Genomic DNA, 26,256 nt, shown 5'->3' with positions numbered 1-26,256 from the left:
AGGGGGGCGCCGTAGAGCGCGGCGGGGCGAGTGTCGCTCTACTTCCCAACCGCCTGCTCATAAACATCCGGCTTGAAGCCGACGAGGACGCGGTCGCCCAGTTCCAGCACCGGTCGCTTGATCATGGTCGGTTTGGCCAGCATCAGCGCCTTGGCCTTCCTTTCGTCGAGGCCCTGCTTGTCCTTGTCCGTCAGTTCGCGGAACGTCGTGCTCGCCTTGTTGAGCAGTTTTTCCCAGCCGACCTTGCCGGCCCAGCCATCGAGCCGCTTGGCGTCCAGTCCATCTGCCCTGAAATCGTGAAACCGGTAGGCAACGTCATGGCCCTCCAGCCAGACTCGGGCCTTCTTGACTGTGTCGCAGGTGGTGATGCCGTAGATGGTGATCGTCAAAACAGTGGCCCTTCGGATTTCGAATCTGATCGCAGATTAAGGACGCTCTGCGCGCTTTGCCAGCGCTCTGCGGCGTGCCTTTGTTTTTGCCCTTGCCAACACTAAGGATTTTTCCTAAGTATCTGTCGAGCCCCTTTTGCAGCGCCTCGGGACCGACCATGACAAGCCTTCAGACCGCAACTTCCAGCCCTCCACCGATCGACGGCATCTTCCGCGCGCTTGCCGACCCGACACGGCGACGCGTTGTGGAACGACTGAACCGCAGTCCAGCCTCGGTCAGCGAACTCGCAGAGCCTTTCGAGATGGCGCTGCCATCCTTCATCGAACATCTCAAGGTGCTTGAGATCTGCGGACTGGTGCGCTCGCAAAAGACCGGCCGGGTCAGGACCTATCAACTGGCGCCCGAGCCATTGAAGCTCGCCGAAAACTGGCTGGCCGAACAACGCGCGCTGTGGGAGCGCCGCCTCGACCAGTTCGACGCCTATGTGATGACCCTCAAGGAGCAGGAAAAATGAGCTATCCCCTCAAGCCGGATCCCAGACTGGACCTCGTGCTGGAGCGCGTCATCGATGCGCCGCGCGAATTGCTGTGGCGCGCCTTGACGACGCCGGAGCATGTCAAGCAATGGTTCACGCCGAAGCCGTGGATGATCACCGACTGCGAGATCGACCTCAGGCCGGGCGGGCTGTTCCGGACGCGCATGCAGTCGCCAGACGGCAAGGAGGTCAACGACCGCCAATGCTGCTATCTCGAAATCGTGCCGAATGAGCGGCTGGTGTGGACGGACGCGCTGCTGCCAGGCTACCGGCCGTCAGGCGAGCCGTTCATCACCGCGGTCATTTCCCTCCAGCCAGACGGCCGGGGCACGCGCTACACCGCCACCGCCATCCACCGCGACGAGGCGACCCGCAACAACCACGAAGAGATGGGTTTCTTCGACGGCTGGGGCACGGTGGCCGATCAGCTTGCGCAGTATGTGAAGACGATCTGATCTTCTCACATGGCGGCCAGGACGTCGTCCTGGCCGCCATGCTTGTTTTCAACCCGGCAGCGAAGAGAGCAAGCTCCCCGAAGCCGGTGGCATTCCCGGCCTCAATAGTAGAAGCGCTCTTCGGTGATCTTGCCGTTCTTGACCGTGTAGAGGCCAACTTCATCCATGGTGACACGCTCGCCGGTAGCCTTGGGTGTTATGTCAAACTTGAAGCGCACCGCGAACTGGTCGCCGTTGACATAGGGGCCCTCGACCGAGCCGCCATGCACTTCGTTGTTCTCCTGCCACCACTGGCCCTTCTGCCTGAGGGCCTCCTTGCCACGGGCGATGGCCATCGGCCCCTCCATGGCTTCGAGGCTGACGATATCATCGGCATTGTACTTCTCGGCCGCACCGACATGATCACCCTGCTGGAGCAGTTCGGTGAAATCCTTGGCAATATCCGCGATGGTCATTTGTGTTCCTCCTGTTCAGACACGTTGCAAGTAGGGGATAGCTCGCTGGCCTGCCACCTTTGCCCGCACGACAGCTGACAAGGTGTGTCAGGACTGTCGATGCAGCGCGGCTGTGTGACCACGATTTACGGGAGCGCCGACACCGACATCGGTTGCAGACACAATGCAATTCCGCAATGCTAGGTGCATGTGCAACCTCTACAACATCACCACGACGCAAGAGGCGGTCCGTCAATGGACGCGCACACTTCGCGATATCAGCGGCAACCTTGAACCTTCGGTCGACATCTACCCAAATCAGGCCGGCCCGGTCGTTCGCAATACGGCAGACGGGAAGCGCGAACTCGCGAAACTGCTTTGGGGGTTGCCGACGCCACCAGAGCGCATGAAAGGCAAGGCCGACTACGGCACGACCAACGTTCGCAATCCACAATATTCGCACTGGCAACAGTTAGTCGGGGTAGAGCATAGATGCGTCGTGCCGGTGACCAGTTTTGCCGAACCCAGTCCTGCAACGAGCGACAAAGACCCGGAAACAGGCATCCAGCGCAATTACTGGTTTGCCCGAGACGAAAGCCGGCCGCTGTTCTTTTTCGCCGGTTTCTGGACCCGTTGGCAGGGTGTGCGAAAGGTCAAGGACGGACCTGGTGACTTCGAACTATTTGCCTTCATGACAACCAAGCCCAACGCCCTCATCGCGCCGATCCATGAGAAGGCTATGCCGGTGATCCTGCCCACGCCGGAAGAGACCGAGGCTTGGCTGACAGCACCGTGGGCAGAAGCACGGCATTTGCAGCGGACTGCGCCAGACGACGTGTTGGTCATCGTCGAGAAGCCAGCCACACAAATCAAGTTTCCGCAGCAGGCTCCGGCCCAAGGGTCTCTGTTCTAGGATGCAGGATCAGCTTGTCAGCAGCTTCCTCAATCCTCGTCTCGCCAGATCACCCGGCGAACCATGCGGATTTCGACAAGGCGTCTGACTCGAATTTTCAAGCGCTCGGCAGCGCTCGGCAAAATTATGTCGGCGTCAAGCTCGCGAAGCGTGCAGCGCTCACAGCGCATATGCCGTTCGACATCCCAAAATGGAATGTCACCGACAAGCTTTGCAAGGTCGCCGGGCAGATAGTGCCGCGTGATGTTGCAGTGCCGGCATCGAACACGAATGAGCTGCCCGACCTCGTGCGCGAGGCACAGGGTCTGCACATTTCGGCGCGGTCGGCTGCTCAGTTCCGGCATCGGCCAAACTAGGAATGTATTCCTTGCTGAGTCAATTCCTACTTAGTTCCACGATCTTTGTTCACAGCCGGCTGGAAGGAGTACCACTCAGGACAATTGATCGGGACCTGCCCCGCGCGCAGTCGTGCTGCCGCCTTGCGAATGTCGTTGAGACTAGCTTGGCAGCACAGGGCAGTTGGCGCCACGGCGCAGGCTGATATGCGCCATGTCGCCGGCGCTGAATTGAAAACCCTCGGCCTGGCGCGGCGCGTCGATGACAACAGGTGCGCCCTCCCCGAGTTCGGCGTGCAGGCGCAGCGTGCGGCCGTGAAAGACGATGCTGTTGACACGCGCCTGCGCGGTGCCGGGCGCGGCTTCGGTGGCCGCCAGCAGATCCTCCGGGCGCACGCCGATGGTCCGCATCTCGCCTTCGCCGGGTGACTGGCCGGTTTCAGCGATGGCCTCCAGCGGCAGGGTGCCGGCAGTGAAACGCAGGCGATCGCCATCGCGGCCGACAAACCGTGATTGCAGGAGATTCATGGTGCCGATGAAGCTCGCTACAAACTTCGTGGCGGGCCGGTCATAGAGGGTTGCCGGCGGCGCGATCTGCTCGATGTGGCCCTTGTTCATGACGACGATGCGGTCGGAGATCGACAAGGCTTCGGTCTGGTCATGGGTGACCATGACGAAGGTGGTGCCGAGCCGCGACTGCAGCCGCTTCAGTTCAACCTGCATCTGCTCGCGCAGATGCGCATCGAGCGCCGACAGTGGCTCGTCGAGCAGGAGCACGCGTGGCTCGCAGACGATGGCACGCGCCAGTGCGACGCGCTGGCGCTGGCCGCCCGACAGCTCGGAGACGCGGGCGCCAAGCTTGTCGGCGAGACCGACCATGTCGAGGGCTTCGCCGGTGCGTTTTGCCTGCTCGGCTCCAGAAAGCTTGCGCAGCGAGAGGCCGAAGCCGACATTTTCGGCGACATTCATGTGCGGAAACAGCGCGTAGTCCTGGAACACGGTGTTGACCGGCCGGTCGAAGGGCCGAAGGGCGGTGATGTCGCGGCCGTCGAGCAGCACCTTGCCGCCCGATGGGCTTTCGAAGCCGGCGATGACGCGCAGGCTGGTGGTCTTGCCGCAACCCGACGGGCCGAGCAGCGTGATGAACTCGCCGCTGATAATGTCGAGATCGACGGCGTCGAGCCCGACGATGCCGCCGGGAAAAATCTTCGAGACCGCCTGCAGCCGCACAAGGGGATCAGGCGCCATCGCGAACCTCGGACGGCTTCGTGGTGTTGACCCAGAGGATCTGGCAGCGCTCGGCGCCCGGATTGCGGAAGGCATGCAAAAGCGTGCTCTTGAACGCAAAACTGTCGCCGGCCTTCAGCACGTAATTTGTCGAATCCACCACCAGTTCGACCTCGCCGGCCAGCACGAAGCCGAATTCATGGCCGGCATGCGCATAGGCCTCGGCCGTGCCGCCGCGGGCTTCCACCGTCACCAACATGCCGGTCAGCGTCGCACCCGGCGGCGACAGCAGCGCCTTGGCAATGCCTTCCGATTTCACCGGGATGGCACGTCGGCTGTTGGCGCGCACGCAATAGAGATCGTTGACGGCATCGTTGCCGTCGGCGATCAGCGCCGACGGCTCGATGTCGAGGGCGGCGGCGAGCGGCCAGATCACCTTGACGCGCAGCGAGGACATGCCGCGTTCGATCTGGCTCAGCGCGCCGATCGACACCCCGGCTTTTGCCGCAAGATCGGCCAGCGACAGGTTGCGCTCCAGCCGCAGCGCCCGCACGCGCCGGCCGACCCGCACATCGGCATCGTCCTTCGGCTTCTCAGCCGCTTCGTCCAGCATGTCCATGCATTCGTCCTCGTTTGCAGTCTATCCATCGGAGCGCGGCGAAGCGTCGATAAGCTCCCCCTTCTCCCCTTGTGGGAGAAGGTGTCGCCGCAGGCGACGGATGAGGGGTGCTCCAGCTTGGCACCGACGGTGATCCGCCACGCACCCCTCATCCGTCTCGGCGCTGCGCGCCGATCCACCTTCTCCCACAAGGGGAGAAGGCAGGCCTCAACTCACCCGCCTGCCTTGACCTTTTCGAACATCTTGGCGAGGTCGTCATTCTGTTTCATCGGTCCGGTGAAGATGGTGGTCTTCAGCATCACCTCCGGATCGGACGGCAGCTGCAATTTCTCCAGCTCCTCCTTCGGCACGGTGGCAAAGGCGGAGCTCAGCGAACTGCCATAGCCATAGGCCTCGATCAGATATTTGCCCGAGTCGGCGTCCAGCCGGCTGTTGATGAAGTCATAGGCGAGATCGACATTCTTGGCGTCCTTGAGCATGACGAAGCCGCAGGACCAGGTCAGCATGCCTTCCTTCGGCTTCATGAATTCGACCGGCACGCCCTGCTTCTTCAGCGAGGTGGCGGACGCGTTCCAGGTCATGGCGGCGACCAATTGGCCGCTGGCCAGCGCCTGTTCCACCGAGGTCATGTCGGTGGTGTAGTTGGAGAGCAGCGGCCGCTGCTCGCGCAGCTTCTCGGCCACCTTGTCCATCTCGGCGGGCGTCATGTCGAACGGATTGACGCCGGCGAGCAGCGCCGCCACCACAGGCGTGTCGTGCACGGCGTCGATCGTCGCCATACGGCCGGCATACTGCTTGTCCCACAAAAGGTTCCAGCTCGCCTCCGGGTTCTTCACCAGATCGGTGCGGTAGAGGATCGAGGTGTTGCCCCAGTCCCACGGCACCATCCAGACCTTGCCGTCGCCGGCCTGCAGGTCGGGCAGGTTCTTGAACACCGGGAAGATCGAGTCCCAGTTCTTGATGCGCTTGGTGTCGATCGGCTGCAGCAGGCCTTCCTTGTTCCAGCGCGCCACCTTGTCATAGCAGGGATGCGCAATGTCGGGACGGAAGCCGGCCTTGACCTTGGTGAAGGCATCGTCGTCGTCACCGAAGATGGAGGCCTCGACGCCATCGGGATGCGCGGCCAGGAAGCTCTTGTTGAAATCGGGCAGTTCATAGCCCGACCAGGTGAAATATTGCAGCTTGTCGCCGGCGAAAGCGATGGTCGACGACAGCGCCAATGCCAGGGCGGCCAGGCCGGCCCGGACCGTCTTTCCAGATCTCAGGTCGAATGCCATTGTAGTTCTCCTCTCTTGGTTTGTTTTGGTTGTGATGGATCGGCGGGCGCCGTTGCGGACAGGCCGCGATGGCGCAGGATTTCGGCTGCTGCAGCGATGACAAAGGACACCGCCAGGATCGTCGTGCCCAGCGCCATGACCGTCGGCAGCGACCTTGGAAAACGCAGCTGGCTCCAGATGTAGAGCGGCAGCGTCGGCTCGGTGCCGGCCAGGAAGAAGACGACGATGAATTCGTCGAAGGAGATCAGGAAGGCCAGCATGAAGGCCGAGACGATGGCCGGCAGGCTGAGCGGCAGCATGACCCGCCGGAAGGTCGTCCAGTCGGAGGCACCGAGATCGAGGGCCGCCTCGCGAATGGTTTTGGGGATGGCGGCGAAGCGGCTGCGCATGATCACCACGGTCGTCGGCAGCGCCACCAATATGTGGCCGAGAACGATGGCGATGCGCGATGGCCCCAGACCGATGAGGTTGACGAGGATCAGCAGCGATATACCGACGATGACACCGGGGATCAGGATCGGCAGCCGGGCGATGGCGCTGATGGTGGCGGCCAGCGGCGAGCGGCCATAGAGGTCCATGTAGGACACGGTGATGCCGCAGAGCGTTGCGCCAGTGGCGGCAATGACACCGATGATGAGGCTGTTCAAGAGCGCACTGGTCAGCGCCGAATTGCCGAACAAAGTCGCGTACCATTGCAAGGTAAAGCCTTGCAGCGGAAACGCTGCCTGGATCGAGTTGTTGAAGGAAAACAGCGGGATCAGCAGGACTGGCAGATAGAGAAAGACCAGATAGGCAATGACGTAGGCGCCAAGCCAGCCGCCGCCTCGCTGTGTGTGCCGCCCCTCGCTCATGTGCGGCTGCCAAATCTGCTGTCGGCGAAGCGCGCGACCAACACCACGCACAGGATGACCAGCATGACGGCGACGGAGAGTGCGGCGCCAAACGGCCAGTCATTGGCCTTGCCGAACTGCGCCTGGATCAGTGTGCCAATCATGGTGCTGGCCGGGCCGCCGACGAGAGCCGGCGTGACATAATCGCCGACCGTCGGCACGAAGACCACGAGCGCGGCCGCCAGCACGCCCGGCATCGAATTGGGCAGCACGACACGGCGGAAAGAGGTGAATGGACGCGCGCCGAGATCGGAAGCGGCCTCGGTCAGCGATTTCGGGATCGTGTCCAGCGCCACATAGATCGGCAGGATGGCGAACGGCGCATAGGCGTGCGCCAGCGTGACAACGACGGCGGCCGGCGTGTTGAGAAAGGCCAATGTCGGCTCGGACCAGATGCCGCTTTCAATCAGCGCCGAGTTCAGCACGCCGTTATAGGCGAGCACGATCTTCCAGGCGAAGACGCGCAGGAGATAGCTGGTCCAGAACGGCAGCGTCACCAGGAACAGCAGCAGGCCGCGCCGCCGGCCGGCGTGGAAGGCAAGGTAGTAGGCGACGGGATAGGCAGTAACGACGGTCGCCAGCGTGACCAGAGCGGCAATGACCAGCGAGCGCAGCGTCACCGTCCAGTACAGCGGATCGGACACCACCGTGACGAAGTTCGCCAGGCTGAAACTGGCACCGAGCAGCGAACCGTCATTGGTGCGGAAGGCGAGGAAAAGCACAAGGCCGAGGGCAAACAGGATCAGCAGCAAGGTGACCAGCGCGCCCGGCAGCAGCATGGCAAACCGGAAGCCCGAAGAAGACCGGGCCTCTGGCGCTGGTGTTGCAACTATGGTCGACATCGACCTGTCCATCGAAATTTTGAAATTAGCCTAGAATTTTTCATATTCATGAAACTGTCAAGCAGAATTCCCCAAACCGAATCCCATTGACGGGAAGCGCCCTGGTCAGCGCTCCAGCGCATCGAGCAGGCGATACCAGGCGATGGTCGCGGCGACGCCGACCTGGCGGAAGGCGTGAAACGGGATCGGCCGGATCGGCGAGACCGGGAAGGGCAATTGCCTGGCGTCGCCACTTTGGAGATAGCCGGCGATGCGCTCGCCAAGCGCGGTCATCAGGCCAACGCCGCGGCCCTGGCAACCGACCACGGCCAGCAGGCCTTGTTCGGGCTCGTGGATGTGTGGCAGATGGTCCGGCGTCATCGCCACCCGGCCAAACCAGCGCTTCTCGATGGCGACACCGGACAGCAAGGGATAGAGCCGTACCAGCGCACGCTCGAGATGCTTCCAGTCGCTGGCGCTCGCCGGCAGCGCCATGCGGCCCCGTCCGCCAAGCACCAGCCGGCCGTCGGCGCTCTTGCGGTAGTAGACGAGGATGCGCCTGGAGTCCGACACCGCCTGCCCTTCCGGCAGGATCGTGGCCGCCAGATTGGGCGACAGCGGCGCTGTGGCGATCTGAAAGGAATGCAGCGGCACGATCGTCTCCGCGAGACCAGGGATCAGACCGTCCGTATAGGCGTTGGTCGCCAGCACGACGGCCTTTGCCTGCAATTCCGGGCCGTTTTCGGTCGAAATTCGCCAAATGCCGGCGGCATGGGTGAGCCGCACGACTTTTTGACGCTCGGCTATCCTCACTCCAGCCGCGGCCGCGACACGGGCGAGTTCCGACGTATAGGCAAGCGGATCGATGACACCGGCGCGGCGGTCGAGCCAGCCGCCGAGATAGCCCTGTGCACCGGTCTTGGCTGCGATCTCCGCCGCGCTCAGAAGCTGGACATCGGCGCCCCGCGCCCGCCATTGCCGGTCACGGTTTGCCGCCGCCTTCAGCGCAACCTCGGTGTGCGCCGCCTGGATCCAGCCATTGCGAACGAACGGCACCGCCAGCTTTTCGTCGCGGATCAGTTCGAACACGGCGTCGGCGGTAGAGGCGGCAAAATTGACAAGCGCCTCGCCGCGCTCCGGGCCAAAATGCTCCAGCAGCCACTCCGGATCATATTTCAGGCCGGGAATGACCTGGCCGCCATTCAGGCCCGATGCACCCTGGCCGATCTCACCAGCCTCCAGCACCTGCACCGACATGCCAAGCCGGGCAGCATGCAAAGCCGTCGACAGGCCCATAATGCCGCCGCCGACAATGACGACGTCGGCCTTTTCGCCGCTGGGGAAAAGCGATTGAAACCTGGAAGCCGCCTGCGGCTTGCGCCAGATCGGATCGGAGAATGGTGTGGGCAAGGGGTCACCTAGGATTCATTGGCAAAATGAAAATCCTAGATGTGATTTCACTATTTTGAAAGTGGGTTTTGATCCGGCGGCTCACAGATCTCGCCAACGGTTTCCCGACACAGCGAGTCGCATCGGATGAAACAATGCACTTCTCATCCGAACCGGTTGGTCGGCGTGCCCCGAACGCCGGTCCGCACCGCAAACAATCCGCCCTCTTGCGAATTTGCCTGCAAGTGTCCCCTGCTCATGGTGAATCGCGCCGACGTGACGAAGAGAGTATCGAAATTCTCGCCGCCAAAAGCGCAACTCGTAGGCCAGCTGCAGGGCAGGTCCACGACCTTGTCGAGAACTCCACTGGGAGAAATCCGAACCAGGCAGCCGCCGCCCGCAACGCGGCAATTCCAGACATAGCCCTCCGCATCCATGCACGACCCATCGGGCAGACCGCGCGGAAAGCCCGAGAAGAAAAGGCGCCTGTCGGTTATTCGCGATTGCACCCTATCCCAGCGATAGCGGAACATCTGGTTCTTCGTCGTATCCGCCGTGATGAAAGTATCATCCGCCGTCCAGATCATGGTGTTGGTGATACCGAAACGATCGGCGCTGAGCGCCTCCACAATGCCGGTCGTGTCGACGCGATAGATCTGCCCCGCATCTCGCGAAATATCGCGCGGAAGGTCATCCGGGCCGATATTGTTTTCCATGGTTCCGACCCAGAATGAGCCGTCTGGGGCGACCACGCCCTCATTCAACCGTGTGTCCGGACTATCCGGTTCGATCGTCACGATCGTGCTGAAGGTTTCCCCGAAATCCCACAGCGCCACATCCTTTCGCAGCCCGACGATTGCGCCACCGTTCCTGCACAGGCCGATCGAGGTTGCGAGGTCCGGTGCTTGCCAGCTCTGGTGATCGAGGGTGTCCGGATCGAGCTGGTGGATACGCCGCCCGATAATATCCACCCAGATCAGTGTTTTCCTGTTTTCGTCCCAGATCAGGCTCTCCCCGACGACATCCCGGGCATCGAACACGAGAACCGCCTGCATCTCTCCACTATCCATGCGTTGCCTCGTTTGTCGCGCTTGTTGACGTCACTTGACAGACAGCATTTCACAAAGATATAGGCATTTCAAGAAAACATGTCATACAGGTTGAGGGCAAATGGTGGCCAATCGTAGCATGATGCCGGAGGAGACCAACCCCGGCCTGGTCAGCGCCGCTATTCAGGCCATCACCCAATACATCCGCGTCGAGGGACTCGGCCCTGGCGACCTCTTGCCCAGCGAAGCCGATATGACCCGCAGGCTCAGCGTCTCGCGGACGGTGGTGCGGGAGGCGTTTCGATCGCTGTCGGCGATGCGCCTGATCGATATGAGCGCCGGTCGGCGCGCCAGCGTCGCCAAGCTCGACATCGGTGCCATGTCGATGGTGATCGAGCACGGCGTCACCACCGAGCAGATCAGCGTCCACCAGGTTTATGATGTTCGCCGCACCATCGAAATGCGCACGGTGGCGCTCGCCGCACTCCGGCGGAGCGATGCCGAGGCGGCTGAAATACAAGAATACGCGCGACTGATGCGCGAGAACTATCGTGCGCCCGAGATCGTCATGGAGCACGACATCGCATTCCATGAGGCGATCGCGCGGGCCTCTCACAACCCGGTGTTCTCGTTGATCATCACCGCCTTCAGCGGCGTCACGCGACGCACCTGGGTGATCGGCTGGCGTACACGCGCCTCGGTGGAAGATCAGATCAAGATGATCGAGGGTCACGCAGATATTGCTCGGGCGATCATCGCGGGGAATCCGCAACTTGCCGCCGAACACATGGCCGCGCATTTCGACAAAAGCGTCAAGGCGCTGACCGATGCGGGGATCGCATGAAAATCCGCGCGATCGAGACCATTCGCATCGAAGAGCGGCCCAATCTGCTCTGGGTCGAGGTGCATACCGACGAAGGCATCACCGGCCTTGGCGAAACCTTCTTCATGGCGCGCACGGTCGCGGAATACCTGCACGAATATGTTGCGCCACGCGTGATCGGCCGCGATCCCCTGCAGATCGATCTGCTTTCCGCGGATCTGGTTGGCTATCTCGGTTTCCGCTCGAGCGGCGTCGAGGTTCGCGGCAATTCCGCCTTCGACATCGCGCTCTGGGACATTTTCGGCAAGGCGACAAACCAGCCGATAGCGCAGCTTCTTGGAGGCTTTTCACGGCAGTCCATCCGCACCTACAACACCTGCGCCGGCACCGAATACATCAAGGACGGCAAGGGACAGACCACCGCAAACTATGGTCTCGGCGCAAAGCAGGGCTACGACGATCTGAACGGGTTTCTGCACCGCGCCGACGAATTGGCGGCGGAGCTCCTTGAAGACGGTATCACGGCCATGAAGATCTGGCCCTTCGACCATGCCGCCGAGAAAAGCAGGGGGCAGGATATCACCGCCGCCGACCTCAAAGGCGCGTTGCAGCCTTTCGAGAAGATCCGCAAGGCCGTCGGCGACAGGATCGACATCATGGTTGAGTTCCATTCGATGTGGCAGCTCCTGCCCGCGATCAAGATCGCAAAGGCGCTCGGACCTTATGGCACATACTGGCACGAGGATCCGATCCGCATGGACAGCCTCGGCGATCTCAAGCGCTATGAGGCGGCGAGCCCGGCGCCGATCTCGGCGTCAGAAACCTTGGGCAGTCGCTGGGCATTCCGGGATCTGCTGGAGACCGGCGCTGCAGGCATCGTGATGCTGGACATTTCCTGGTGCGGCGGACTTTCGGAAGCACGCAAGATCGCCGCGATGGCGGAGGCCTGGCACCTGCCGGTCGCCCCGCACGACTGCACCGGGCCTGTGGTTCTGGCGGCGTCCACACATTTGTCTCTCAACGCGCCCAACGCACTCGTACAGGAGAGTGTGAGGGCATTCTACCGGACCTGGTATCGCGACCTCGTGACCGCGCTACCGGAAGTCAAGGACGGCATGATCACCGTGCCGCCCGGCCCGGGCCTCGGGCTGGAACTCAATCCCGACCTCGGTCGGGCCTACACCGTCCATCGCCGCGTCTCCGACAAGGCGGACATCTGAAGAACACTCAACGGGAGGAATAGTAATGAAACGACTGACTGCAACGCTTTTGCTCGCCACGACACTGTTCGCCGGGCCTTCCATCGCCAGCGCCGACGGGCTCAACATCGTCTTCACGCACCATTCGTCGGCCTCGAACACCTTCTGGCAGGCGGTGAAGAAGGGCTATGACGATGCCTGCGGCAAGGTCGAAGCCAAGTGCAACATGATCTTCACCCAGACCGAGGGTTCGGTCGAGCAGCAACTCGCCAACATGCGCGCGGCACTTGCCGCCAAGCCGGATGCCTTGCTGACCTCGATCGTCGACAACAAGGCGTTCGACGACGTCATCAAGGAAGCGCGGGACGCCGGCGTCTTGGTGATTGCCGTCAATGTCGATGACACCGAAGGCGCCAAGGGCAATGCCCGGCAGGCCTTCATAGGGCAAGGTTTCAAGCCGGCGGGCTATTCGCTCGGCAAGGCGATTTCCGAGAGCTTCCCGAAAGAAGGGCCGATCAAGGTTCTGGTCGGCATTTCCGCACCAGGCCAGAACTGGTCGGAAAGCCGTGGCGCAGGCGTGATGCAGTTCCTGGAAGAGTACAAGGCGGCCCATCCCGACCGCCAGGTCTCATGGGAGCGGATCGACAGCGGAACGGACCTTGCGATCACGTCCGATCGTGTCGGCGCCTATCTCAACGCGCATCCCGACACCACCGCCTATTTCGACACCGGCTTCTGGTGCGCGGGCGTTGCGCGGTCCTTGCAGGATCGCGGTGTCGCGCCCGGCAAGGTGCTCCTCGGCGGCTTCGATCTGGTGCCGGAAGTTCTGCAGCAAATGCAGAAGGGCTATGTGCAGGCCCTGGTGGACCAGCAGCCCTACATGCAAGGCTTCATGCCAGTGATGGAAGCCTACCTGAACAAGAAGGTGGGTCTGGCGCCCTCCGACATCGATACGGGCCAGGGCATCGTACGCCCGGACCAGGCCGATGCGATCATGGCGCTTTCCGCGCAAGGTCTGCGCTAGGCCTACACGCGCCATGTGTTCACCCGGCGGTGCCCGCGCCGCCGGGTGGTCCCTCGCCTCAATTCCTGGAGCCTGCCTTGAAACGCCTCTTCAAGACCTATCTGGAAAAACCGGAACTGGCTGGACTGATCCTGCTGGTGCTTCTGGTGGTGATTTTCGAGATCCGCTCGGATGGCGTGTTCCTCAACCAGGACAACCTTCGTGGCATACTCGGCATTCTGCCGGAAACGGGCCTCGTCGCCATCGGCGTCACGATCCTGATGATCAGCGGCGAGTTCGACCTGTCGGTTGGATCGGTGTTTGCGCTGATGCCGATGTCCATGGCCGTCCTCATGGTCGAGGGTGTGCCTTTCCCGCTCGCTTTGCTGGCCGGCCTTGGCGTTTGCGCGGTCATCGGCTTCATCAACGGCTATGTGACGATCCGGTTCGAGATCCCGAGCTTCATCACCACGCTCGGCATGCTGTTCATCGCGCGGTCGCTGACGATCGTCGTCTCGGGCGGGTTTCCACCCCTGCTTCCCGCTGATCTGCCGAACTGGCTGTTCACCTCGTTTGTCGGTCCCGGCCACATGTTCCGCATGTCGTTCCTGTGGTTTGCCGGAATTGCCGTGCTGACGTCGCTGATGCTTTCCCGGACCAATTTCGGCAACTGGATAAAGGCCACCGGCGGCTTCCATCCCGCCGCCGCCTCGATGGGCATTCCGACCGCAAGGGTGAAGCTCGCATGCTTCATGCTTTGCTCGATGCTGTCCGGTTTCGCCGGCATGTTGCAGGTGCTGAGACTGGGCTCTCCTCTGCCTTCCATCGGCGAGGGTCTGGAACTCCAAGCAGTCGCCTCGGCGGTCATCGGCGGCGCTTCGCTGGCAGGCGGCATCGGTACGGTCGCAGGCGGTATCATCGGCACGATCCTGATCCGCATTATCGACAACGGGCTTGTGCTCTCGCAAGTCGACGCGAACTGGTTCAAATTCGCGATCGGCTTCCTGACCATCTTCGCCGTCGTCGCCAATGCCTGGATGCGCAAGCGTGCCAAGGCGATCAAGATGGAGAATTGAGATATGGACGACGCGATCATCTCCGTCCGCAATCTTCACAAATGGTACTCGGGCGTCCATGCGCTGAAGGGCGTGAGCCTCGACTTCAAGCGGGGCGAGGCACTCGGGCTGATTGGCGACAATGGTGCCGGCAAGTCGACGCTCATCAACATTCTATCTGGCGTCCAGACAGCCGATGAGGGCGAAATCCTGGTCGACGGCAAGCCGGTGCGGATCGCCAGGCCGCGCGATGCGATGAACCTCGGTATCGAGACCATCTACCAATACAATTCCATGGTTCCCACCATGTCGATTGCCAGGAACCTGTTTATCGGGCGGGAACCGACGCGGTTTTCCGTGTTCGGCGTAGGCATCCTCGACCAGAAGAAGATGGGCAGCGAAAGCATCAAGGCGATCGCCAATGTCGATCTGCACCTGCGCTCGCCCGATGCACTGGTCGGTGAACTGTCAGGGGGCCAGCGGCAGGGCGTCGCCATAGCGCGCGCCATGCATTTCAAGTCGAAGGTGATGATTCTCGACGAGCCGACCAACCATCTGTCGGTCAAGGAAACGCAGAAGGTGATCGGCTTTGTTCGTGGCTTGAAGGAGCAGGGTGTCACCGGCGTCTTCATCAGCCACAACATGCATCACGTTTTTGACTGCTGTGATCGTGTGGTCGCGATGGCGCGCGGCGAGGTCGTGCTCGATAAGCGCATCGAGGAAACCTCCATAGACGAAGTCCACAACGTGCTCTGAGAAGCGGGGAATGGTGATGACGAACCTTTCCGGCAAAGTTGCGCTGCTAACGGGCGGTCTGGGTTCGCTCGGCCGTGCCCAGGCTGCCGCACTTGCTCGCGCCGGCGCTCGCGTGCTTTTGCTTGACCGCCCTGAGACTGTCGAAGGACCTGGGATCGCCGCTGAATTGGCGTCAGCAAACAAGGGTGCGATCGTCTATATCGGCTGCGACTTGAACCAGTTGGCCGAAGCCGAAGCAGTGGTCAGGGCGCTCGCCGACGAAGAAGGCGCGATCGACATTTTGATCAACAACGCGGCGCTTATCATCAACCGTCCGTTCGAAGAGTTTTCACTCGCCGAATATGAGGACCAGATCCGCGTGAATTCCTCGGCTGCCTTCGCGCTGGCGCGCGCCTGCGCTCCTGGCATGAAGAAGAAGGGCCAGGGGAGGATCGTCAATTTCTGTTCGGTGACGCTGAACGGCCGTTGGGAGGGTTACGTGCCTTATGTGGCCTCGAAGGGCGCCATGCTGGGTCTCACGAAGTCTCTGGCGCGGGAATTGGGACCGCACGGCATTACCGTAAACGCAGTGTCGCCGGGCGCAGTCGTTTCCGAGGCCGAGGCGCGCGTTTTCGGAGAACGGCTCCAGGAATACAACGACTGGATCCTGACCAACCAGAGCTTGAAGCGTCGCATCGAGCCGCAGCACGTCGCCGATCTCGTGCTCTTCCTTGTCTCCCCAGCCTCGGACATGATCAGCGGCCAGAACATCGGCGTCGATGGTGGCTGGTAGCCGTGGCTTTCCGCCAATGACAAACAGCGATGCGGTCGAGCTTGCCGACGGGCGCGCAAGCCTGGTGGTGAGCCCTCGCCAGGGCGCCGCCATCCTGCGCTACGACGCACTACGCCCCGGCCGGGCGCCCACGCCTGTTATCAAGCCATCGACGGGTCTGCTGAAGTTCGGGTCTCAACTGCTGATTCCATGGTCGAACCGTATTTCCGGCGGGGGCTTCGAGTTCGAAGGGCGCTACCATGCGATAGAACCCAATGTCGAAGGCGAGCCGTTCCCGCTCCATGGCGACGGCTTTCAAAGACCGTGGCGGCTGACACGACGAACCGGCACTGAAATGGAGCTGGTTTTGGAAAACGGCGCAATCGGGCCCTATCGCTACCATGCAAGCGTCCGTTACGCGCTGGAGGATGGCGCGCTGGCCGCGGTCCTGACCGTCGAGAACCGGGCCGCCATGTGCCTGCCCTACGGACTCGGCTTCCATCCGTGGTTTCCGCGCAGCCCGCACACCTCGCTCCAAGCATCGGCGAAAAGGGTCTGGCTGGAGGACGAACGTCACCTGCCGACGGCGGTTGTGTCGCTCGCCTCCCGCCCCGACTGGGATTTTTCGCAAGCCGCACTCCTTCCCGACACCTGGGTCAACAACGCGTTCGAAGGCTGGGACGGCCGTGCCTCGATCGCCCAGCCGGATGACGCCATCATTGTCACGGTCGAAGCATCGTCGACGCTGAACGTCTTCGTTCTCTATTCGCCAGCACGAGATGCCGATTTCTTCTGTTTCGAACCGGTTTCACATGTCGTGGACGCCCATCACGGCAGCGGTCTGACCGCGCTGGAACAGGGCAGATCGACAAGTGCGCATTTGCGTCTACGCTGGGATGCGCTGTAGCGCCGAATCGGGAGTTGCTAAGCGGCGTTCTTCGGCGCAGGGACATGGCCTGTCCGACTTGAAGAAGGGACCATGGCACTTCACAATGTTGAAACATCCCGCCCTGTGACGAGAGAGTAGTGACGAACATGATCTTTCTGCCTGATGACGATGGTGTCTTCCTCGGCCGCGCCCGATCACCGGCCGCGCCCCATCCCCTGGTGGTCACGGTCCGCGACGGCACGGTTTTCGACATCACGTCGCGTGCGGCACCGACTGTGCGTGACATCTGCGAGATGCCGGATCCTGCCGGCCATGTGCTATCGGCCAAGGGCAGACCGATCGGATCGCTCGATGACATCGCCGCCAACAGTTTCGAGACCAAACGCGATCCGGCAAAACCGTACCTGCTCTCCCCGGTCGACCTGCAGGCGGTCAAGGCCTCGGGCGTCACCTTCGTCGTCAGCCTGCTGGAACGGGTGATCGAGGAACAGGCGCGCGGTTCGGCTGAAAAAGCCGACGCCATCCGCGCCGACATTGCCGGACTGATCGGCCACGATCTGTCGAAGCTGAAGCCCGGTTCGCCCGAAGCGATGGAGATCAAGGCCAAGCTCATCGCGCGCGGCGCCTGGTCGCAATATCTGGAAGTCGGCATCGGCCCCGATGCCGAGATCTTCACCAAATGCCAGCCGATGGCCTCGGTCGGCTTCGGCGCCGATGTCGGCCTGCACCCGGTGTCGACCTGGAACAATCCGGAGCCCGAGATCGCCATGATCGCTGCCTCAAGCGGCAGGATCGTCGGCGCCACAATCGGCAATGACGTCAATCTGCGCGACGTCGAGGGGCGTTCGGCGCTGCTGCTCGGCAAGGCGAAGGACAACAATGCCTCGGCCGCTCTCGGTCCCTTCATCCGGCTGTTCGACGACACGTTCTCGATCGACGACGTGAAGCGGGCCGTCGTGCGCCTGAAGGTCGAGGGCGAGGACGGGTTTTCGCTGGAGGGCGCAAGCTCGATGGCCGAGATCAGCCGCTCGCCGGAAGAACTGGTTGCCGCCGCCATGGGCCCGCACCACCAGTATCCGGACGGGCTGGCGCTCTATCTCGGCACCATGTTCGTGCCTTCCAAGGATCGCGGCGAGAAGGGCAAGGGTTTTACGCACAAGGTCGGCGACATCGTCACCATCTCGTCGGAAAAATTCGGCGCGCTGGTCAACCGGGTGCGGCTGTCGCCCGACTGCCCGCACTGGACCTACGGCGCCAGCCATCTGATGCGGGAGCTGGCCAAAGCCGACCTGATCTAAGCCGGCTTTCGCCCCGGATCGCCATCAACACAATTTTATGCTGAATCCGAGTGACTAAGGACGCAATCCGCTCCAAGATCGCGGCGCGGTCGGGGGGCCGTCCGTATGTCCGATTCGCCGATACTGTTGGTGCGCAATGTTGCCAGAGGCTTTGGCGGCACGGTCGTGCTCGAAGACATGAACCTTGTGGTCGAGCGCGGCTCGATCCACGCGGTGGTTGGCGAAAGCGGCGCCGGCAAATCGACGCTGATAAGGGTGCTGGCGGGCATCGTCCGGCCGGACAGCGGTACCATCGAGTTTGACGGCAAGAAGGCAACGATCAGCGGCCCCAATGCGGCGCGAAAGCTCGGCATCGGCGTCGTCTTGCAGCAGGCCGGACTGTTCCACGAGCGCCCGGTGCTCGCCAATCTGTTCGTCAACCGCGAACCGCTGCGCAACGGGCTGATCTCGCGGCGCGAAATGGAGGCGCGCAGCCGCGACCTGCTGCGCCAGCTTGGCCTCGCCGTCGATGTCCACGCCCCGCTCGCCGAACTCGGGCCGGGTGAGCGGCAACTCGTCGCGATCGCCCGCGCGCTTCTGGAAAACCCGAGACTGCTCATCCTCGACGACTCCCATTCGGCGCTCGACCGGCGAGAGACAGATCGGTTGTTCGCGGTGCTGCGGGGACTGAAGGCCAAGGGCATGAGCATGCTCTACGCCTCGAACCGGTTGGAGGATGCGCTGGCCATTGCCGACCAGCTGACGGTCATCCGCAACGGCCGCGACGTGCTGTCAAAGGCGCGACAGGAGCTGACGACGTCGGAGGAAGCGATGATCGGCCAGTTGCGCCAGTCGCTGTTCCCGCTGCCGCTCAGGGCCATGCCGACGCTTGCCGGCACGCTGCGGCCGCAGCTCGCGGTTTCGAGGCTCGGCGGCGGCAGGTTGTCGGATGCCAGCTTCATGGCCCGCGCGGGCGAGATCGTCGGGCTTGCCGGGCTTGCCGGCTCCGGCGTGTCGGACTTGCTTGCCCTCTTGTTCGGAGCGCAAAAGGCGCGCGCGGGCAGAGTGCGCTTCCCGGACGGGGACGGCTTGCCGAAGACCCGCACGGAAGCGGCGCGGCGCGGCATCTGCATGATTTCAGACGAGCGCGGCAACGGGCTGATGCAAGACAAGTCCATCGCCTTCAACCTGGCGAACGTCGTCGTCGGCGCACGCGACTGGGGGTCGCGCTGGTATTCACCCGTGATGGCGCTCGGCCGCGCCGCGCGGCAGATCGAGGCGCTGCGCATCAGGTCCGCTCCGGAGACGCCGGCGGGCTCGCTGTCGGCCGGCGGCCAGCAGAAGGTGATCATCGCCAAATGGCTGGAAATCGGCCCGCAAGTGGTGCTGCTCGATGAGCCGGCGCGCGGCATCGATATCGGCAGCAAGCAGGAAATCTACGCCTTGATCCGGCAGATGGCGGCCAGCGGCTGCATCGTGCTGCTGCATTCGAGGGAATTGTCCGAACTGACCGGCTTGAGCGATCGCATCCTTGCCTTCCACCAGGGCCGGCTCGCAGGCGAGATCGCCGGCGCCGACATGGATGGCGGGCGGCTGCTGCAGCTGATTGCGGCGGGCGAGGCAGAGGGCGAAGGCCGACAGACCAGTCGCGAGGGCATTGTATGACCAGAACCGATACCGCACAGCCTTTAGCCGGATCGGCGAACCGTAGGCCGGGGCGCCACATTCGGCTACCGGCCGAGACCGGTGCCGCTGTCGGGCTCGCCGTCCTGGCCGGGCTGCTCGGCTGGCTCCAGCCCTCCTTCTTCGATCCAGCCAATCTGTCGTCACTGCTGGGGCAAGCCGCCCTGCCCGGCCTGCTGGCGATCGGCATGGTGTTCGTGCTCACCATGCGCGACATCGACCTTTCGGCGGGCGCGGTGTTCCATCTCGCGGGCGTTGTCGCAGCCCTTTTGATGGTTGCCGGCATCGACCCCTGGCTTGCCGCCCTGGCCGGGATCCTGCTCGGCGCCGGCCTCGGCCTCATCAACGGGCTGCTGGCAATCACGCTGCGCCTGCCGGCCATGGTGGTGACGCTCGGCACCTGGTGGATGATCCAAGGCCTGTCGCTGGCGGCCGGCAAGGGACAGACGATAGCACCGCCGGGCGCGGACAGCGGTTTCTCCACGACGCTGTCCGGCAAGGCCTTCGCGGTGGTGCCGGCGGCCTGCATCGTTTTCGTTGCGCTGGCCTTGGCGCTGCACGTCGTGCTCCACCGCACACGCTTTGGCTACCGGGTGCAGGCCGTCGGCAGCAACCGACAAGCCGCTGCCTATGCCGGCATTCCGACGGCCAAGGTGCGGCTGCTGACGCTGGTGCTGATGGGTGCGATGGCGGGGCTGGCCGGCGTGATCCATGTCGGCGCCAACGGCGCCATTGCCCCCGGCGATGGCAGCAGCTTCATGCTGCTTGCTATTGCGGCGGCCATCATCGGCGGCACATCACTTTCAGGTGGCCATGGCAGCGTCGTTGGCGCGGCGATCGGCATCCTGCTCGTCCAGGCGATCCTGAGCGCGATGAGCTTGATTGGCGTCGATGCCGCATGGAGCAACTTCGCGACCGGCGCCCTGACCGTGCTCGCGCTGGCGGTCGACAGGCTGTTCAGGCTGTGGCGCAACCGGCGCGCCGGACACGGTGAAGACAATCTGCTCGGCTGAGCCTCGACACCAATTATCCGACAGTCGGAAAATCACCTGAATTGATGCAATCTGATGGGAGCGTTGATGACGCCTCGTCAGACGACAACTACATCTGCAGATGGAGGCTTGCCATCCGCCGAAAAAGGGAATGCTCTGACGCATCCAACCGGCGCTGGCAAAAGACGCAATCCGGCTGTCGCCGGAACACAAGGGACGGATCCGGAACTGATCATCTGCAAACGGGAGGAAATCAAATGCTGACACGGCTAAGACTCGTTCTATACGGCCTGTTGGTGGCGCTGATGGTGATACCAGCAGCGGCACAGGCCAAGACGTTCTACTGGATTTCGCATGGCGGCCCGGCTGATCCGGTCTGGACCTACTTCCTCGCCGGCGCCAAGCAATGGGCCAAGGACACCGGCAACACCGTCAACACCTCGTTCCACAATGGCGATGTGGCCTCCCAGCAGGAAGCGGTTCGCGCCGCCCTCTCCGCCAAGGCCGATGGCATCGTCACCACGAGCCCCGATCCGGGCAGCCTGATCGAGATCGTCAAGGAAGCGCGGGCGGCGAAAATCCCGATCATCAATTTCAACACGCCGGACCCGAAGGCCGACTTCAACGCCTATGTCGGCGGCGACAATGTCACCTTCGGCAAGCATTGGGCGCAGTATCTGGTCGACAAGGGCCTGGTGAAGAAGGGCGACTTCGTCTGGATGCCGGTCGAAATCCCCGGCGCCACCTACGGCGTCCAGGAAGAAGAAGGCATCAAGAGCGTCTTCGAGCCGCTCGGCATCACCTATGAAATCACCGAAGCGACGCTCGACCAGGCCGAAGCCATCAACCGCATGGTCGACTACCTCACCGCCAACAAGGCCAAGGTCAAGGCGATCATCGGTCTCGGCGACCTCGTCACCGGCTCGATCAAGCGTGTGTTCGACCAGGCCGGCATCAAGGCGGGCGAAATCCCGGTCGTCGGCTGGGGCAACTCGCTCGACACCACCCAGGAAGTGCTGAACGGCTATGTTAATGCCGGCCAGTGGCAGGACCCGCAGGCGACCAGCTATGTCGCGCTTTCGCTGGCCAACATGGCCGCCAGCGGCATTCCTCCGGGCTTCAACGTCATCACCGGCGCGCTCTACGAAAAGGACACCGCGCAGGTCTACGACGACATCCTGTCCGGCAAGTAACATCCCAACCCTAGCAGTCGCGACCGCCCCGGCGGTCGCGGCTGACTTCCCATTTCGCCGAGTCCTTCGCACGCGGATGTGCAAGGCTCAGCCTTTCCACTCATGTCGCGGGTTGCTCGTGGAAAATCGTTCGCTCATCCAACGCCTGATCGCGCGGCCAGAATTCGGCCCCTTCGTGCTGCTCGTCGTCGAGATCGCCGTTTTCTGGGGTTTCAACCACGACTTCCTGTCGCCGCAGAACATCTCCAACACGCTGGCCTTCACGGTCGAGCTCGGCCTGATCGCGCTGGCGATGACGCTGTTGATGACGTCGGGCGAATTCGACCTGTCGGTCGGCTCGCTGTTCGGTTTCTCGCCGGTGCTGATGTGGACGCTGTTCAACAGCGGCTTGACTTCGCTGGAAGTCGGCTTTGTCGCCGCGCTGCTGGTCGCCGCCTGCATCGGGCTGGTCAATGGCTGGTTCGTGACACAGCTCAAGATCCCATCCTTCCTGGTGACGCTCGGCATGCTGCTGGTGGTGCGCGGCACCGCGCTTTTCGTCACCGATGGTTTTCCGCAGCGCACCTGGAGCGCCGAAGGCAGCTGGCTGGCGGAGGCGCTGGTCGGCGACTTCTTCATTGGGCCGTTCCGCATCTACATGTCGCTGTTCTGGTTCATCGCCGCGGCGATTGCGCTGGGCTATGTCCTGACGCAGAGCCGCACCGGCAACTGGATCCAGGCGGCCGGCGGCAACCCCAGTGCGGCGCGCGCCCGCGGCGTCAACGTCAGCGGCGTCAAGATCGGCCTGTTCGTGCTGTCGTCGGTCATGGCCTCGCTCGCCGGCGTCATTTCTTCGCTGCGCACTTCGGCAGCCAACCCCAACAGCGGCACCGGCTACGAGCTCGAAGTCATCGCCATGGTGGTGATCGGCGGCACGGCGCTGACCGGCGGGCGCGGCACGATCATCGGCACCGTGCTCGGCATCCTGATCCTGCGCGTCATGCGCAACGGCATCGTGCTGATCGGCGTGCCCGGCCTTGCCTACAACATCTTCATCGGCGCGATCATCCTTGGCATGATGGCGCTGCATTCATGGCTGGAACGCCGGCATCAGGCGGGGACTTGAACCATGGCCGAGCCGCTGATCCGCATGCAGAACATCCGCAAGTCCTATGGCCGCGTGCAGGCGCTGGAGGATGCCAATTTCCACGTCAATGAACGCGAGATCGTCGGCCTGCTCGGCGACAATGGCGCCGGCAAGTCGACGCTGATCAAGGTGCTCTCGGGGGCGGTTCCGCTGACCAGCGGCGACATCTTCATCCGCGGCAAGAAGGTGAATTTGCGCACCACCAGCGACGCCATCGCCCACGGCATCGAGACGATCTACCAGGACTCGGCACTGGTCACGCAACTGTCAATCGCCCGCAATCTGTTCCTCGGACGCGAGCCGATCAAGCCGCCGCGCTTCCTCAACCGGATGGACCAGGACGCCATGAACAATGTCGCCCGCGACCTGCTCAAGCAGGTCGGCATCTCCAAGAACATCCCGCCGACGACGCCGATCGGCTCGCTCTCGGGCGGCGAGCGCCAGGCGGTGGCGATCGCGCGCGCCATGCATTTCGACAGCGACCTGATCATCTTGGACGAGCCGACCAACAATCTCGGCGTCGCCGAAACACAGGGCGTGCTGAGTTTCGTGCGCAACGCCCGCGATTCCGGCCATTCCTGCATTTTCATCGCCCACAACATCCACCATGTCTTCCAGGTGGTCGACCGCATCGTCGTCATGCGCCGGGGCAAGGTGGTCGCCGACGACATCGACCCGAAGAAGACCAGCGTGGCGGAGGTCGAGCGGATCATCACCGGCATGTCGGACAAGGAAATCCGCGATGCCATCGCCGATGGCAAGCCATCGCACTGAGAACGGGCGGCCGTCTTGTCGAGGCAATCTAATGCGCATGTGGCTGATGGGCGGCAATCATCCGACACCTCAGATCGCATCGCTCGTCTGGCGCGGCATCGCATCGGCGCATAGGGTTGCGGCATGAAAGCTACCGTCTCGGATATCGCCCGCAATTGCGGGCTGGGTTGCGGCATGAAAGCCATCGTCTCGGATATCGCCCGCAATTGCGGGCTGTGGGTTGCGGCATGAAAGCCACCGTCTCCGATATCGCCCGCAGCTGCGGGCTGTCGACCGCAACGGTCGACAGGGTGCTCAACAACCGGCCCGGTGCGAGTGCGGCAAACCGGCAGCGCGTCATGGAGGCGGCCAAGCAGCTCGGCTACCTGCCGGTTGCCGATCAGGTGACGCTGCCCTCGCGGCCCGCCCACCTTGAATTCCTACTGCCGATCGGCAGCAATGCCTTCATGCGCGATCTCGCCGGGCATATCGAGGATTATGCCGCGCGCCTGCCGCTTGTCGCCTCGTGCCGGATCCACAACCTTGCCGGAATCTCGCCGAACGCATTGCAGACAGCCGTCGAAAACCTCTCGCTCAGGGCCAATGGCGTCGGCGTCATCGCCGTTGATCATCCGCGCACGCGCAACATCCTGCGCGACATCGTCGACGCCGGCATGCGCCTGGTGACGCTGGTGTCCGATGTTCCGGCGGCACCGCGCTCTGCCTATGTCGGCATCGACAACCGCGTGGCCGGACGAACGGCGGCACTGTTGATGGGACGCTTCCTTGGCGGCCGCACCGGCCATCTGGCGATGGTCGTCGGCTCGCGCTCCTATCGCGGCCACGAGGAGCGCGAAATGGGTTTCCGCTCGGTGCTCAATGAAGAGTTTCCCAATCTGACGGTCAGCAGCGCCGTCGAGATCAACGACGAGCCCGACGTCAGCTACACCGAGACCATGAAGGCGCTGCACAACGAGCCGGAGCTGCTCGGCATCTATTGCGTTGGAGCCGGACACTCGGGCGTCGCAAAGGCGATCCGGGAAGCCAGGCCGAACCGCAAGCCGGTGTTCATCTGCCACGACTTGACCAAGGACACGCGCGGCCATCTCGTCGACGACCTGGTCGATGTCGTCATCGACCAGAATGCCAGACTGATCGCGGAACAGTCGGTCATTCGCCTGCTCGGCTCGATTGCATCCTCGGCGCCCTATCTGACGCGGAAGTTCATCGAGCCGCGCTTGATCTTCAGGGAAAACGTTCCGGTACAGTAAAGCCGCGCCTGGATGGCGCCTGAGCTTTTCTGGTCACACTCGACAACTTTCGCGGGCGATACAGCAAATCTGCACAGCTGCTATGCACGATCCACGATTGCCGAATCGTTGGGCACGTCATAGCTTCTGGTTGTCGGCCATCTACTCCTCCCAGATGCGATGCCGACGCTGAGTGGGGTGCACCTCCTCCCGCGCCACACTCGAAATCGAGCCCGCTGCCACCTCCTCCCGGCAGCGGGCTTTTTTCGTTCCAGTCAACAAAGATTGCATTGCTGCTCACGCTCAAGGAGTGAGGCACCTTCCAGCCTGCGGCTGGGTGCTCTGAATCAGGGCTCGCCAATCAAACGGTAATCGAGGGAGACTTCAGCCGGCAGCCGTGCCCCTGAAGGAAACAATCAGTCCTTCCGCCATGCGGACGAACTGTGCGCTGGGGCCTTCCGTACCGACACTCTGGACACTGACACGAGCGCCTTCAAGCAGAAGCGATAGCGTATCGGCGAGAAGTTCGGCCTGGCCGATGCCAGCATCCCTGCAAAGCGTCACCAGCCGATCGCGCTGGGCTTCCTTGAGCTCCTTGATCACACGTCTTGCCGGATGATCGGTCTCGCTTAGCTCGACGGCGGCATTGGCCATGTCGCAGCCGCGGCCGTCAGCCCTGAGCATATCGGCGGCGATCCGGACCCAGGCATGCAGTTGCGCCAGCTTGTCGCCGGGATGCTCGGTTTCGAACTTTTCCCACATGGCGCCGGCCTTGCAGGCGGTGGCGCGCAGGCACTGGATGATGAGGTCGTCCTTTGAATCGAAATGACGATAGAGCGTCATCTTGTTGGTTCCGGCGGCCTCAGTGATGGCGTCGATGCCGACGCCCTTGATGCCATGCTTGTGAAACATGTCCTGCGCCGTCTCCAGGATCCTGTCCCGGGGGCGAGCGCGTTCCACAGTGCCGTCTTCCATCAAAACCTCCTTGGTTTCCCAAAAATCCCTCGGTACGCCTCTTGACTATGGTGTTACCGGTCTGTAACGTCACGAATGTTACTTACTGGTAACACCTATATCGCCTTTCGTCAATCACAAGGCTGTGAACTGGTCCTACCAGATCAGATGGGCCAGATCGAGATGGGCGAAAATTGCGGATCATGCGGCCTCGGCCG

The 26,256-nt window shown here is 62.7% G+C and carries 28 protein-coding genes; 17 read left to right on the top strand and 11 right to left on the bottom strand.

Features of this window, described 5'->3' with window-relative positions:
* Positions 1-38: 38 nt before the first annotated feature.
* On the bottom strand, positions 39-389 hold the full coding sequence (locus tag FCU66_RS27785) for an ArsC family reductase (protein ID WP_136621508.1): 351 nt from the start codon (positions 387-389) through the stop codon (positions 39-41).
* A gap of 158 nt (positions 390-547) precedes the next feature.
* Here FCU66_RS27785 and FCU66_RS27780 point away from each other — a divergent pair, with 158 nt between their 5' ends.
* Both FCU66_RS27780 and FCU66_RS27775 read left to right on the top strand, forming a co-directional pair.
* The gene (locus tag FCU66_RS27780; protein WP_136621509.1) at positions 548-904 is read left to right on the top strand and encodes an ArsR/SmtB family transcription factor; all 357 of its coding nucleotides are present in this window, start codon (positions 548-550) and stop codon (positions 902-904) included.
* The gene (locus tag FCU66_RS27775; RefSeq protein WP_136621510.1) at positions 901-1,380 is read left to right on the top strand and encodes an SRPBCC family protein; all 480 of its coding nucleotides are present in this window, start codon (positions 901-903) and stop codon (positions 1,378-1,380) included. Before FCU66_RS27780 ends, FCU66_RS27775 begins: the two co-directional genes overlap by 4 nt.
* 101 nt (positions 1,381-1,481) lie before the next feature.
* On the opposite strand, the gene FCU66_RS27770 is transcribed toward FCU66_RS27775, so the two are convergent.
* Entirely contained in the window at positions 1,482-1,835 is a 354-nt protein-coding gene (locus FCU66_RS27770) for a nuclear transport factor 2 family protein (RefSeq protein WP_136621511.1), read from the bottom strand.
* Between the two features lie 187 nt (positions 1,836-2,022).
* Between FCU66_RS27770 and FCU66_RS27765 the strand changes: the two genes are divergently transcribed.
* Positions 2,023-2,727, top strand: a complete 705-nt coding sequence (locus FCU66_RS27765; RefSeq protein ID WP_136621512.1) for an SOS response-associated peptidase — start codon at positions 2,023-2,025, stop codon at positions 2,725-2,727.
* 29 nt (positions 2,728-2,756) lie between these two features.
* Here FCU66_RS27765 and FCU66_RS27760 read toward each other — a convergent pair whose 3' ends face one another.
* The 8 genes from FCU66_RS27760 to FCU66_RS27725 all read right to left on the bottom strand — a co-directional run bounded on the left by FCU66_RS27760 (position 2,757) and on the right by FCU66_RS27725 (position 10,355).
* On the bottom strand, positions 2,757-3,071 hold the full coding sequence (locus tag FCU66_RS27760; protein WP_136621513.1) for a hypothetical protein: 315 nt from the start codon (positions 3,069-3,071) through the stop codon (positions 2,757-2,759).
* A 153-nt stretch (positions 3,072-3,224) separates the two neighbouring features.
* A complete protein-coding gene (locus FCU66_RS27755; protein WP_136621514.1) occupies positions 3,225-4,310 on the bottom strand; it encodes an ABC transporter ATP-binding protein in 1,086 nt (361 codons plus the stop codon).
* The gene (locus FCU66_RS27750; RefSeq protein ID WP_136621515.1) at positions 4,300-4,908 is read right to left on the bottom strand and encodes a cupin domain-containing protein; all 609 of its coding nucleotides are present in this window, start codon (positions 4,906-4,908) and stop codon (positions 4,300-4,302) included. Before FCU66_RS27750 ends, FCU66_RS27755 begins: the two co-directional genes overlap by 11 nt.
* A gap of 212 nt (positions 4,909-5,120) precedes the next feature.
* Positions 5,121-6,185 (bottom strand): ABC transporter substrate-binding protein, encoded by a 1,065-nt coding sequence (locus tag FCU66_RS27745; protein WP_136621516.1) that lies wholly within the window; start codon positions 6,183-6,185, stop codon positions 5,121-5,123.
* A complete protein-coding gene (locus tag FCU66_RS27740) occupies positions 6,170-7,036 on the bottom strand; it encodes an ABC transporter permease (RefSeq protein WP_136621517.1) in 867 nt (288 codons plus the stop codon). The genes FCU66_RS27745 and FCU66_RS27740 overlap by 16 nt, the downstream gene beginning before the upstream one ends.
* The gene (locus tag FCU66_RS27735; RefSeq protein WP_136621518.1) at positions 7,033-7,917 is read right to left on the bottom strand and encodes an ABC transporter permease; all 885 of its coding nucleotides are present in this window, start codon (positions 7,915-7,917) and stop codon (positions 7,033-7,035) included. The genes FCU66_RS27740 and FCU66_RS27735 overlap by 4 nt, the downstream gene beginning before the upstream one ends.
* Positions 7,918-8,022: 105 nt before the next feature.
* Positions 8,023-9,306, bottom strand: a complete 1,284-nt coding sequence (locus FCU66_RS27730; protein ID WP_136621519.1) for an NAD(P)/FAD-dependent oxidoreductase — start codon at positions 9,304-9,306, stop codon at positions 8,023-8,025.
* A gap of 143 nt (positions 9,307-9,449) precedes the next feature.
* Complete coding sequence (locus FCU66_RS27725) at positions 9,450-10,355, bottom strand: SMP-30/gluconolactonase/LRE family protein (RefSeq protein WP_136621520.1); 906 nt, start codon at positions 10,353-10,355, stop codon at positions 9,450-9,452.
* A 100-nt stretch (positions 10,356-10,455) separates the two neighbouring features.
* Here FCU66_RS27725 and FCU66_RS27720 point away from each other — a divergent pair, with 100 nt between their 5' ends.
* The 14 genes from FCU66_RS27720 (at position 10,456) to FCU66_RS27655 (ending at position 25,105) form a co-directional block, all read left to right on the top strand.
* Entirely contained in the window at positions 10,456-11,178 is a 723-nt protein-coding gene (locus FCU66_RS27720; protein ID WP_136621521.1) for a FadR/GntR family transcriptional regulator, read from the top strand.
* Positions 11,175-12,377, top strand: coding sequence for a mandelate racemase/muconate lactonizing enzyme family protein (locus tag FCU66_RS27715; protein ID WP_136621522.1), 1,203 nt, complete (start codon positions 11,175-11,177; stop codon positions 12,375-12,377). Before FCU66_RS27720 ends, FCU66_RS27715 begins: the two co-directional genes overlap by 4 nt.
* A gap of 25 nt (positions 12,378-12,402) precedes the next feature.
* Positions 12,403-13,380, top strand: a complete 978-nt coding sequence (locus FCU66_RS27710) for a sugar ABC transporter substrate-binding protein (protein ID WP_136621523.1) — start codon at positions 12,403-12,405, stop codon at positions 13,378-13,380.
* 77 nt (positions 13,381-13,457) lie between these two features.
* A complete protein-coding gene (locus FCU66_RS27705) occupies positions 13,458-14,435 on the top strand; it encodes an ABC transporter permease (protein WP_136621524.1) in 978 nt (325 codons plus the stop codon).
* A gap of 3 nt (positions 14,436-14,438) precedes the next feature.
* On the top strand, positions 14,439-15,170 hold the full coding sequence (locus FCU66_RS27700; protein WP_056581269.1) for an ATP-binding cassette domain-containing protein: 732 nt from the start codon (positions 14,439-14,441) through the stop codon (positions 15,168-15,170).
* 16 nt (positions 15,171-15,186) lie between these two features.
* Entirely contained in the window at positions 15,187-15,942 is a 756-nt protein-coding gene (locus tag FCU66_RS27695) for an SDR family oxidoreductase (RefSeq protein WP_136621525.1), read from the top strand.
* A gap of 16 nt (positions 15,943-15,958) precedes the next feature.
* Entirely contained in the window at positions 15,959-16,828 is an 870-nt protein-coding gene (locus tag FCU66_RS27690) for an aldose 1-epimerase (RefSeq protein WP_136621526.1), read from the top strand.
* 119 nt (positions 16,829-16,947) lie between these two features.
* Positions 16,948-18,108 carry a fumarylacetoacetate hydrolase family protein gene (locus FCU66_RS27685; protein WP_136621527.1) on the top strand — a complete coding sequence of 387 codons (1,161 nt, stop codon included), beginning with the start codon at positions 16,948-16,950 and terminating at the stop codon, positions 18,106-18,108.
* A 105-nt stretch (positions 18,109-18,213) separates the two neighbouring features.
* Positions 18,214-19,752 (top strand): sugar ABC transporter ATP-binding protein, encoded by a 1,539-nt coding sequence (locus FCU66_RS27680; RefSeq protein WP_136621528.1) that lies wholly within the window; start codon positions 18,214-18,216, stop codon positions 19,750-19,752.
* The gene (locus tag FCU66_RS27675) at positions 19,749-20,783 is read left to right on the top strand and encodes an ABC transporter permease (RefSeq protein ID WP_136621529.1); all 1,035 of its coding nucleotides are present in this window, start codon (positions 19,749-19,751) and stop codon (positions 20,781-20,783) included. Before FCU66_RS27680 ends, FCU66_RS27675 begins: the two co-directional genes overlap by 4 nt.
* A 236-nt stretch (positions 20,784-21,019) precedes the next feature.
* Positions 21,020-21,955, top strand: a complete 936-nt coding sequence (locus FCU66_RS27670; RefSeq protein WP_136621530.1) for a substrate-binding domain-containing protein — start codon at positions 21,020-21,022, stop codon at positions 21,953-21,955.
* 118 nt (positions 21,956-22,073) lie between these two features.
* The gene (locus FCU66_RS27665; RefSeq protein ID WP_136621531.1) at positions 22,074-23,060 is read left to right on the top strand and encodes an ABC transporter permease; all 987 of its coding nucleotides are present in this window, start codon (positions 22,074-22,076) and stop codon (positions 23,058-23,060) included.
* A 3-nt stretch (positions 23,061-23,063) separates the two neighbouring features.
* Positions 23,064-23,855 carry an ATP-binding cassette domain-containing protein gene (locus FCU66_RS27660; protein ID WP_136621532.1) on the top strand — a complete coding sequence of 264 codons (792 nt, stop codon included), beginning with the start codon at positions 23,064-23,066 and terminating at the stop codon, positions 23,853-23,855.
* A gap of 227 nt (positions 23,856-24,082) precedes the next feature.
* Entirely contained in the window at positions 24,083-25,105 is a 1,023-nt protein-coding gene (locus FCU66_RS27655; protein ID WP_136621533.1) for a LacI family DNA-binding transcriptional regulator, read from the top strand.
* 363 nt (positions 25,106-25,468) lie between these two features.
* On the opposite strand, the gene FCU66_RS27645 is transcribed toward FCU66_RS27655, so the two are convergent.
* Complete coding sequence (locus FCU66_RS27645) at positions 25,469-26,059, bottom strand: TetR/AcrR family transcriptional regulator (protein ID WP_136621534.1); 591 nt, start codon at positions 26,057-26,059, stop codon at positions 25,469-25,471.
* Positions 26,060-26,256: the final 197 nt, after the last annotated feature.

Source organism: Mesorhizobium norvegicum (assembly GCF_004919685.1).
GTDB classification, from domain to species: Bacteria; Pseudomonadota; Alphaproteobacteria; order Rhizobiales; family Rhizobiaceae; genus Mesorhizobium; species Mesorhizobium norvegicum.
This window is presented reverse-complemented; position numbering and strand designations above follow the sequence as displayed.

Coding starts and splice junctions, on each gene's coding strand:
- FCU66_RS27695 (WP_136621525.1), top strand. CDS start 15,187: ATGACGAACCTTTCCGGCAAAGTTGCGCTGCTAACGGGCGGTCTGGGT.
- FCU66_RS27750 (WP_136621515.1), bottom strand. CDS start 4,908: ATGGACATGCTGGACGAAGCGGCTGAGAAGCCGAAGGACGATGCCGAT.
- FCU66_RS27775 (WP_136621510.1), top strand. CDS start 901: ATGAGCTATCCCCTCAAGCCGGATCCCAGACTGGACCTCGTGCTGGAG.
- FCU66_RS27645 (WP_136621534.1), bottom strand. CDS start 26,059: ATGGAAGACGGCACTGTGGAACGCGCTCGCCCCCGGGACAGGATCCTG.
- FCU66_RS27715 (WP_136621522.1), top strand. CDS start 11,175: ATGAAAATCCGCGCGATCGAGACCATTCGCATCGAAGAGCGGCCCAAT.
- FCU66_RS27760 (WP_136621513.1), bottom strand. CDS start 3,071: ATGCCGGAACTGAGCAGCCGACCGCGCCGAAATGTGCAGACCCTGTGC.
- FCU66_RS27680 (WP_136621528.1), top strand. CDS start 18,214: ATGTCCGATTCGCCGATACTGTTGGTGCGCAATGTTGCCAGAGGCTTT.
- FCU66_RS27675 (WP_136621529.1), top strand. CDS start 19,749: ATGACCAGAACCGATACCGCACAGCCTTTAGCCGGATCGGCGAACCGT.
- FCU66_RS27710 (WP_136621523.1), top strand. CDS start 12,403: ATGAAACGACTGACTGCAACGCTTTTGCTCGCCACGACACTGTTCGCC.
- FCU66_RS27725 (WP_136621520.1), bottom strand. CDS start 10,355: ATGGATAGTGGAGAGATGCAGGCGGTTCTCGTGTTCGATGCCCGGGAT.
- FCU66_RS27735 (WP_136621518.1), bottom strand. CDS start 7,917: ATGTCGACCATAGTTGCAACACCAGCGCCAGAGGCCCGGTCTTCTTCG.
- FCU66_RS27660 (WP_136621532.1), top strand. CDS start 23,064: ATGGCCGAGCCGCTGATCCGCATGCAGAACATCCGCAAGTCCTATGGC.
- FCU66_RS27700 (WP_056581269.1), top strand. CDS start 14,439: ATGGACGACGCGATCATCTCCGTCCGCAATCTTCACAAATGGTACTCG.
- FCU66_RS27745 (WP_136621516.1), bottom strand. CDS start 6,185: ATGGCATTCGACCTGAGATCTGGAAAGACGGTCCGGGCCGGCCTGGCC.
- FCU66_RS27755 (WP_136621514.1), bottom strand. CDS start 4,310: ATGGCGCCTGATCCCCTTGTGCGGCTGCAGGCGGTCTCGAAGATTTTT.
- FCU66_RS27720 (WP_136621521.1), top strand. CDS start 10,456: ATGGTGGCCAATCGTAGCATGATGCCGGAGGAGACCAACCCCGGCCTG.
- FCU66_RS27690 (WP_136621526.1), top strand. CDS start 15,959: ATGACAAACAGCGATGCGGTCGAGCTTGCCGACGGGCGCGCAAGCCTG.
- FCU66_RS27740 (WP_136621517.1), bottom strand. CDS start 7,036: ATGAGCGAGGGGCGGCACACACAGCGAGGCGGCGGCTGGCTTGGCGCC.
- FCU66_RS27765 (WP_136621512.1), top strand. CDS start 2,023: ATGTGCAACCTCTACAACATCACCACGACGCAAGAGGCGGTCCGTCAA.
- FCU66_RS27670 (WP_136621530.1), top strand. CDS start 21,020: ATGCTGACACGGCTAAGACTCGTTCTATACGGCCTGTTGGTGGCGCTG.
- FCU66_RS27770 (WP_136621511.1), bottom strand. CDS start 1,835: ATGACCATCGCGGATATTGCCAAGGATTTCACCGAACTGCTCCAGCAG.
- FCU66_RS27655 (WP_136621533.1), top strand. CDS start 24,083: ATGAAAGCCACCGTCTCCGATATCGCCCGCAGCTGCGGGCTGTCGACC.
- FCU66_RS27780 (WP_136621509.1), top strand. CDS start 548: ATGACAAGCCTTCAGACCGCAACTTCCAGCCCTCCACCGATCGACGGC.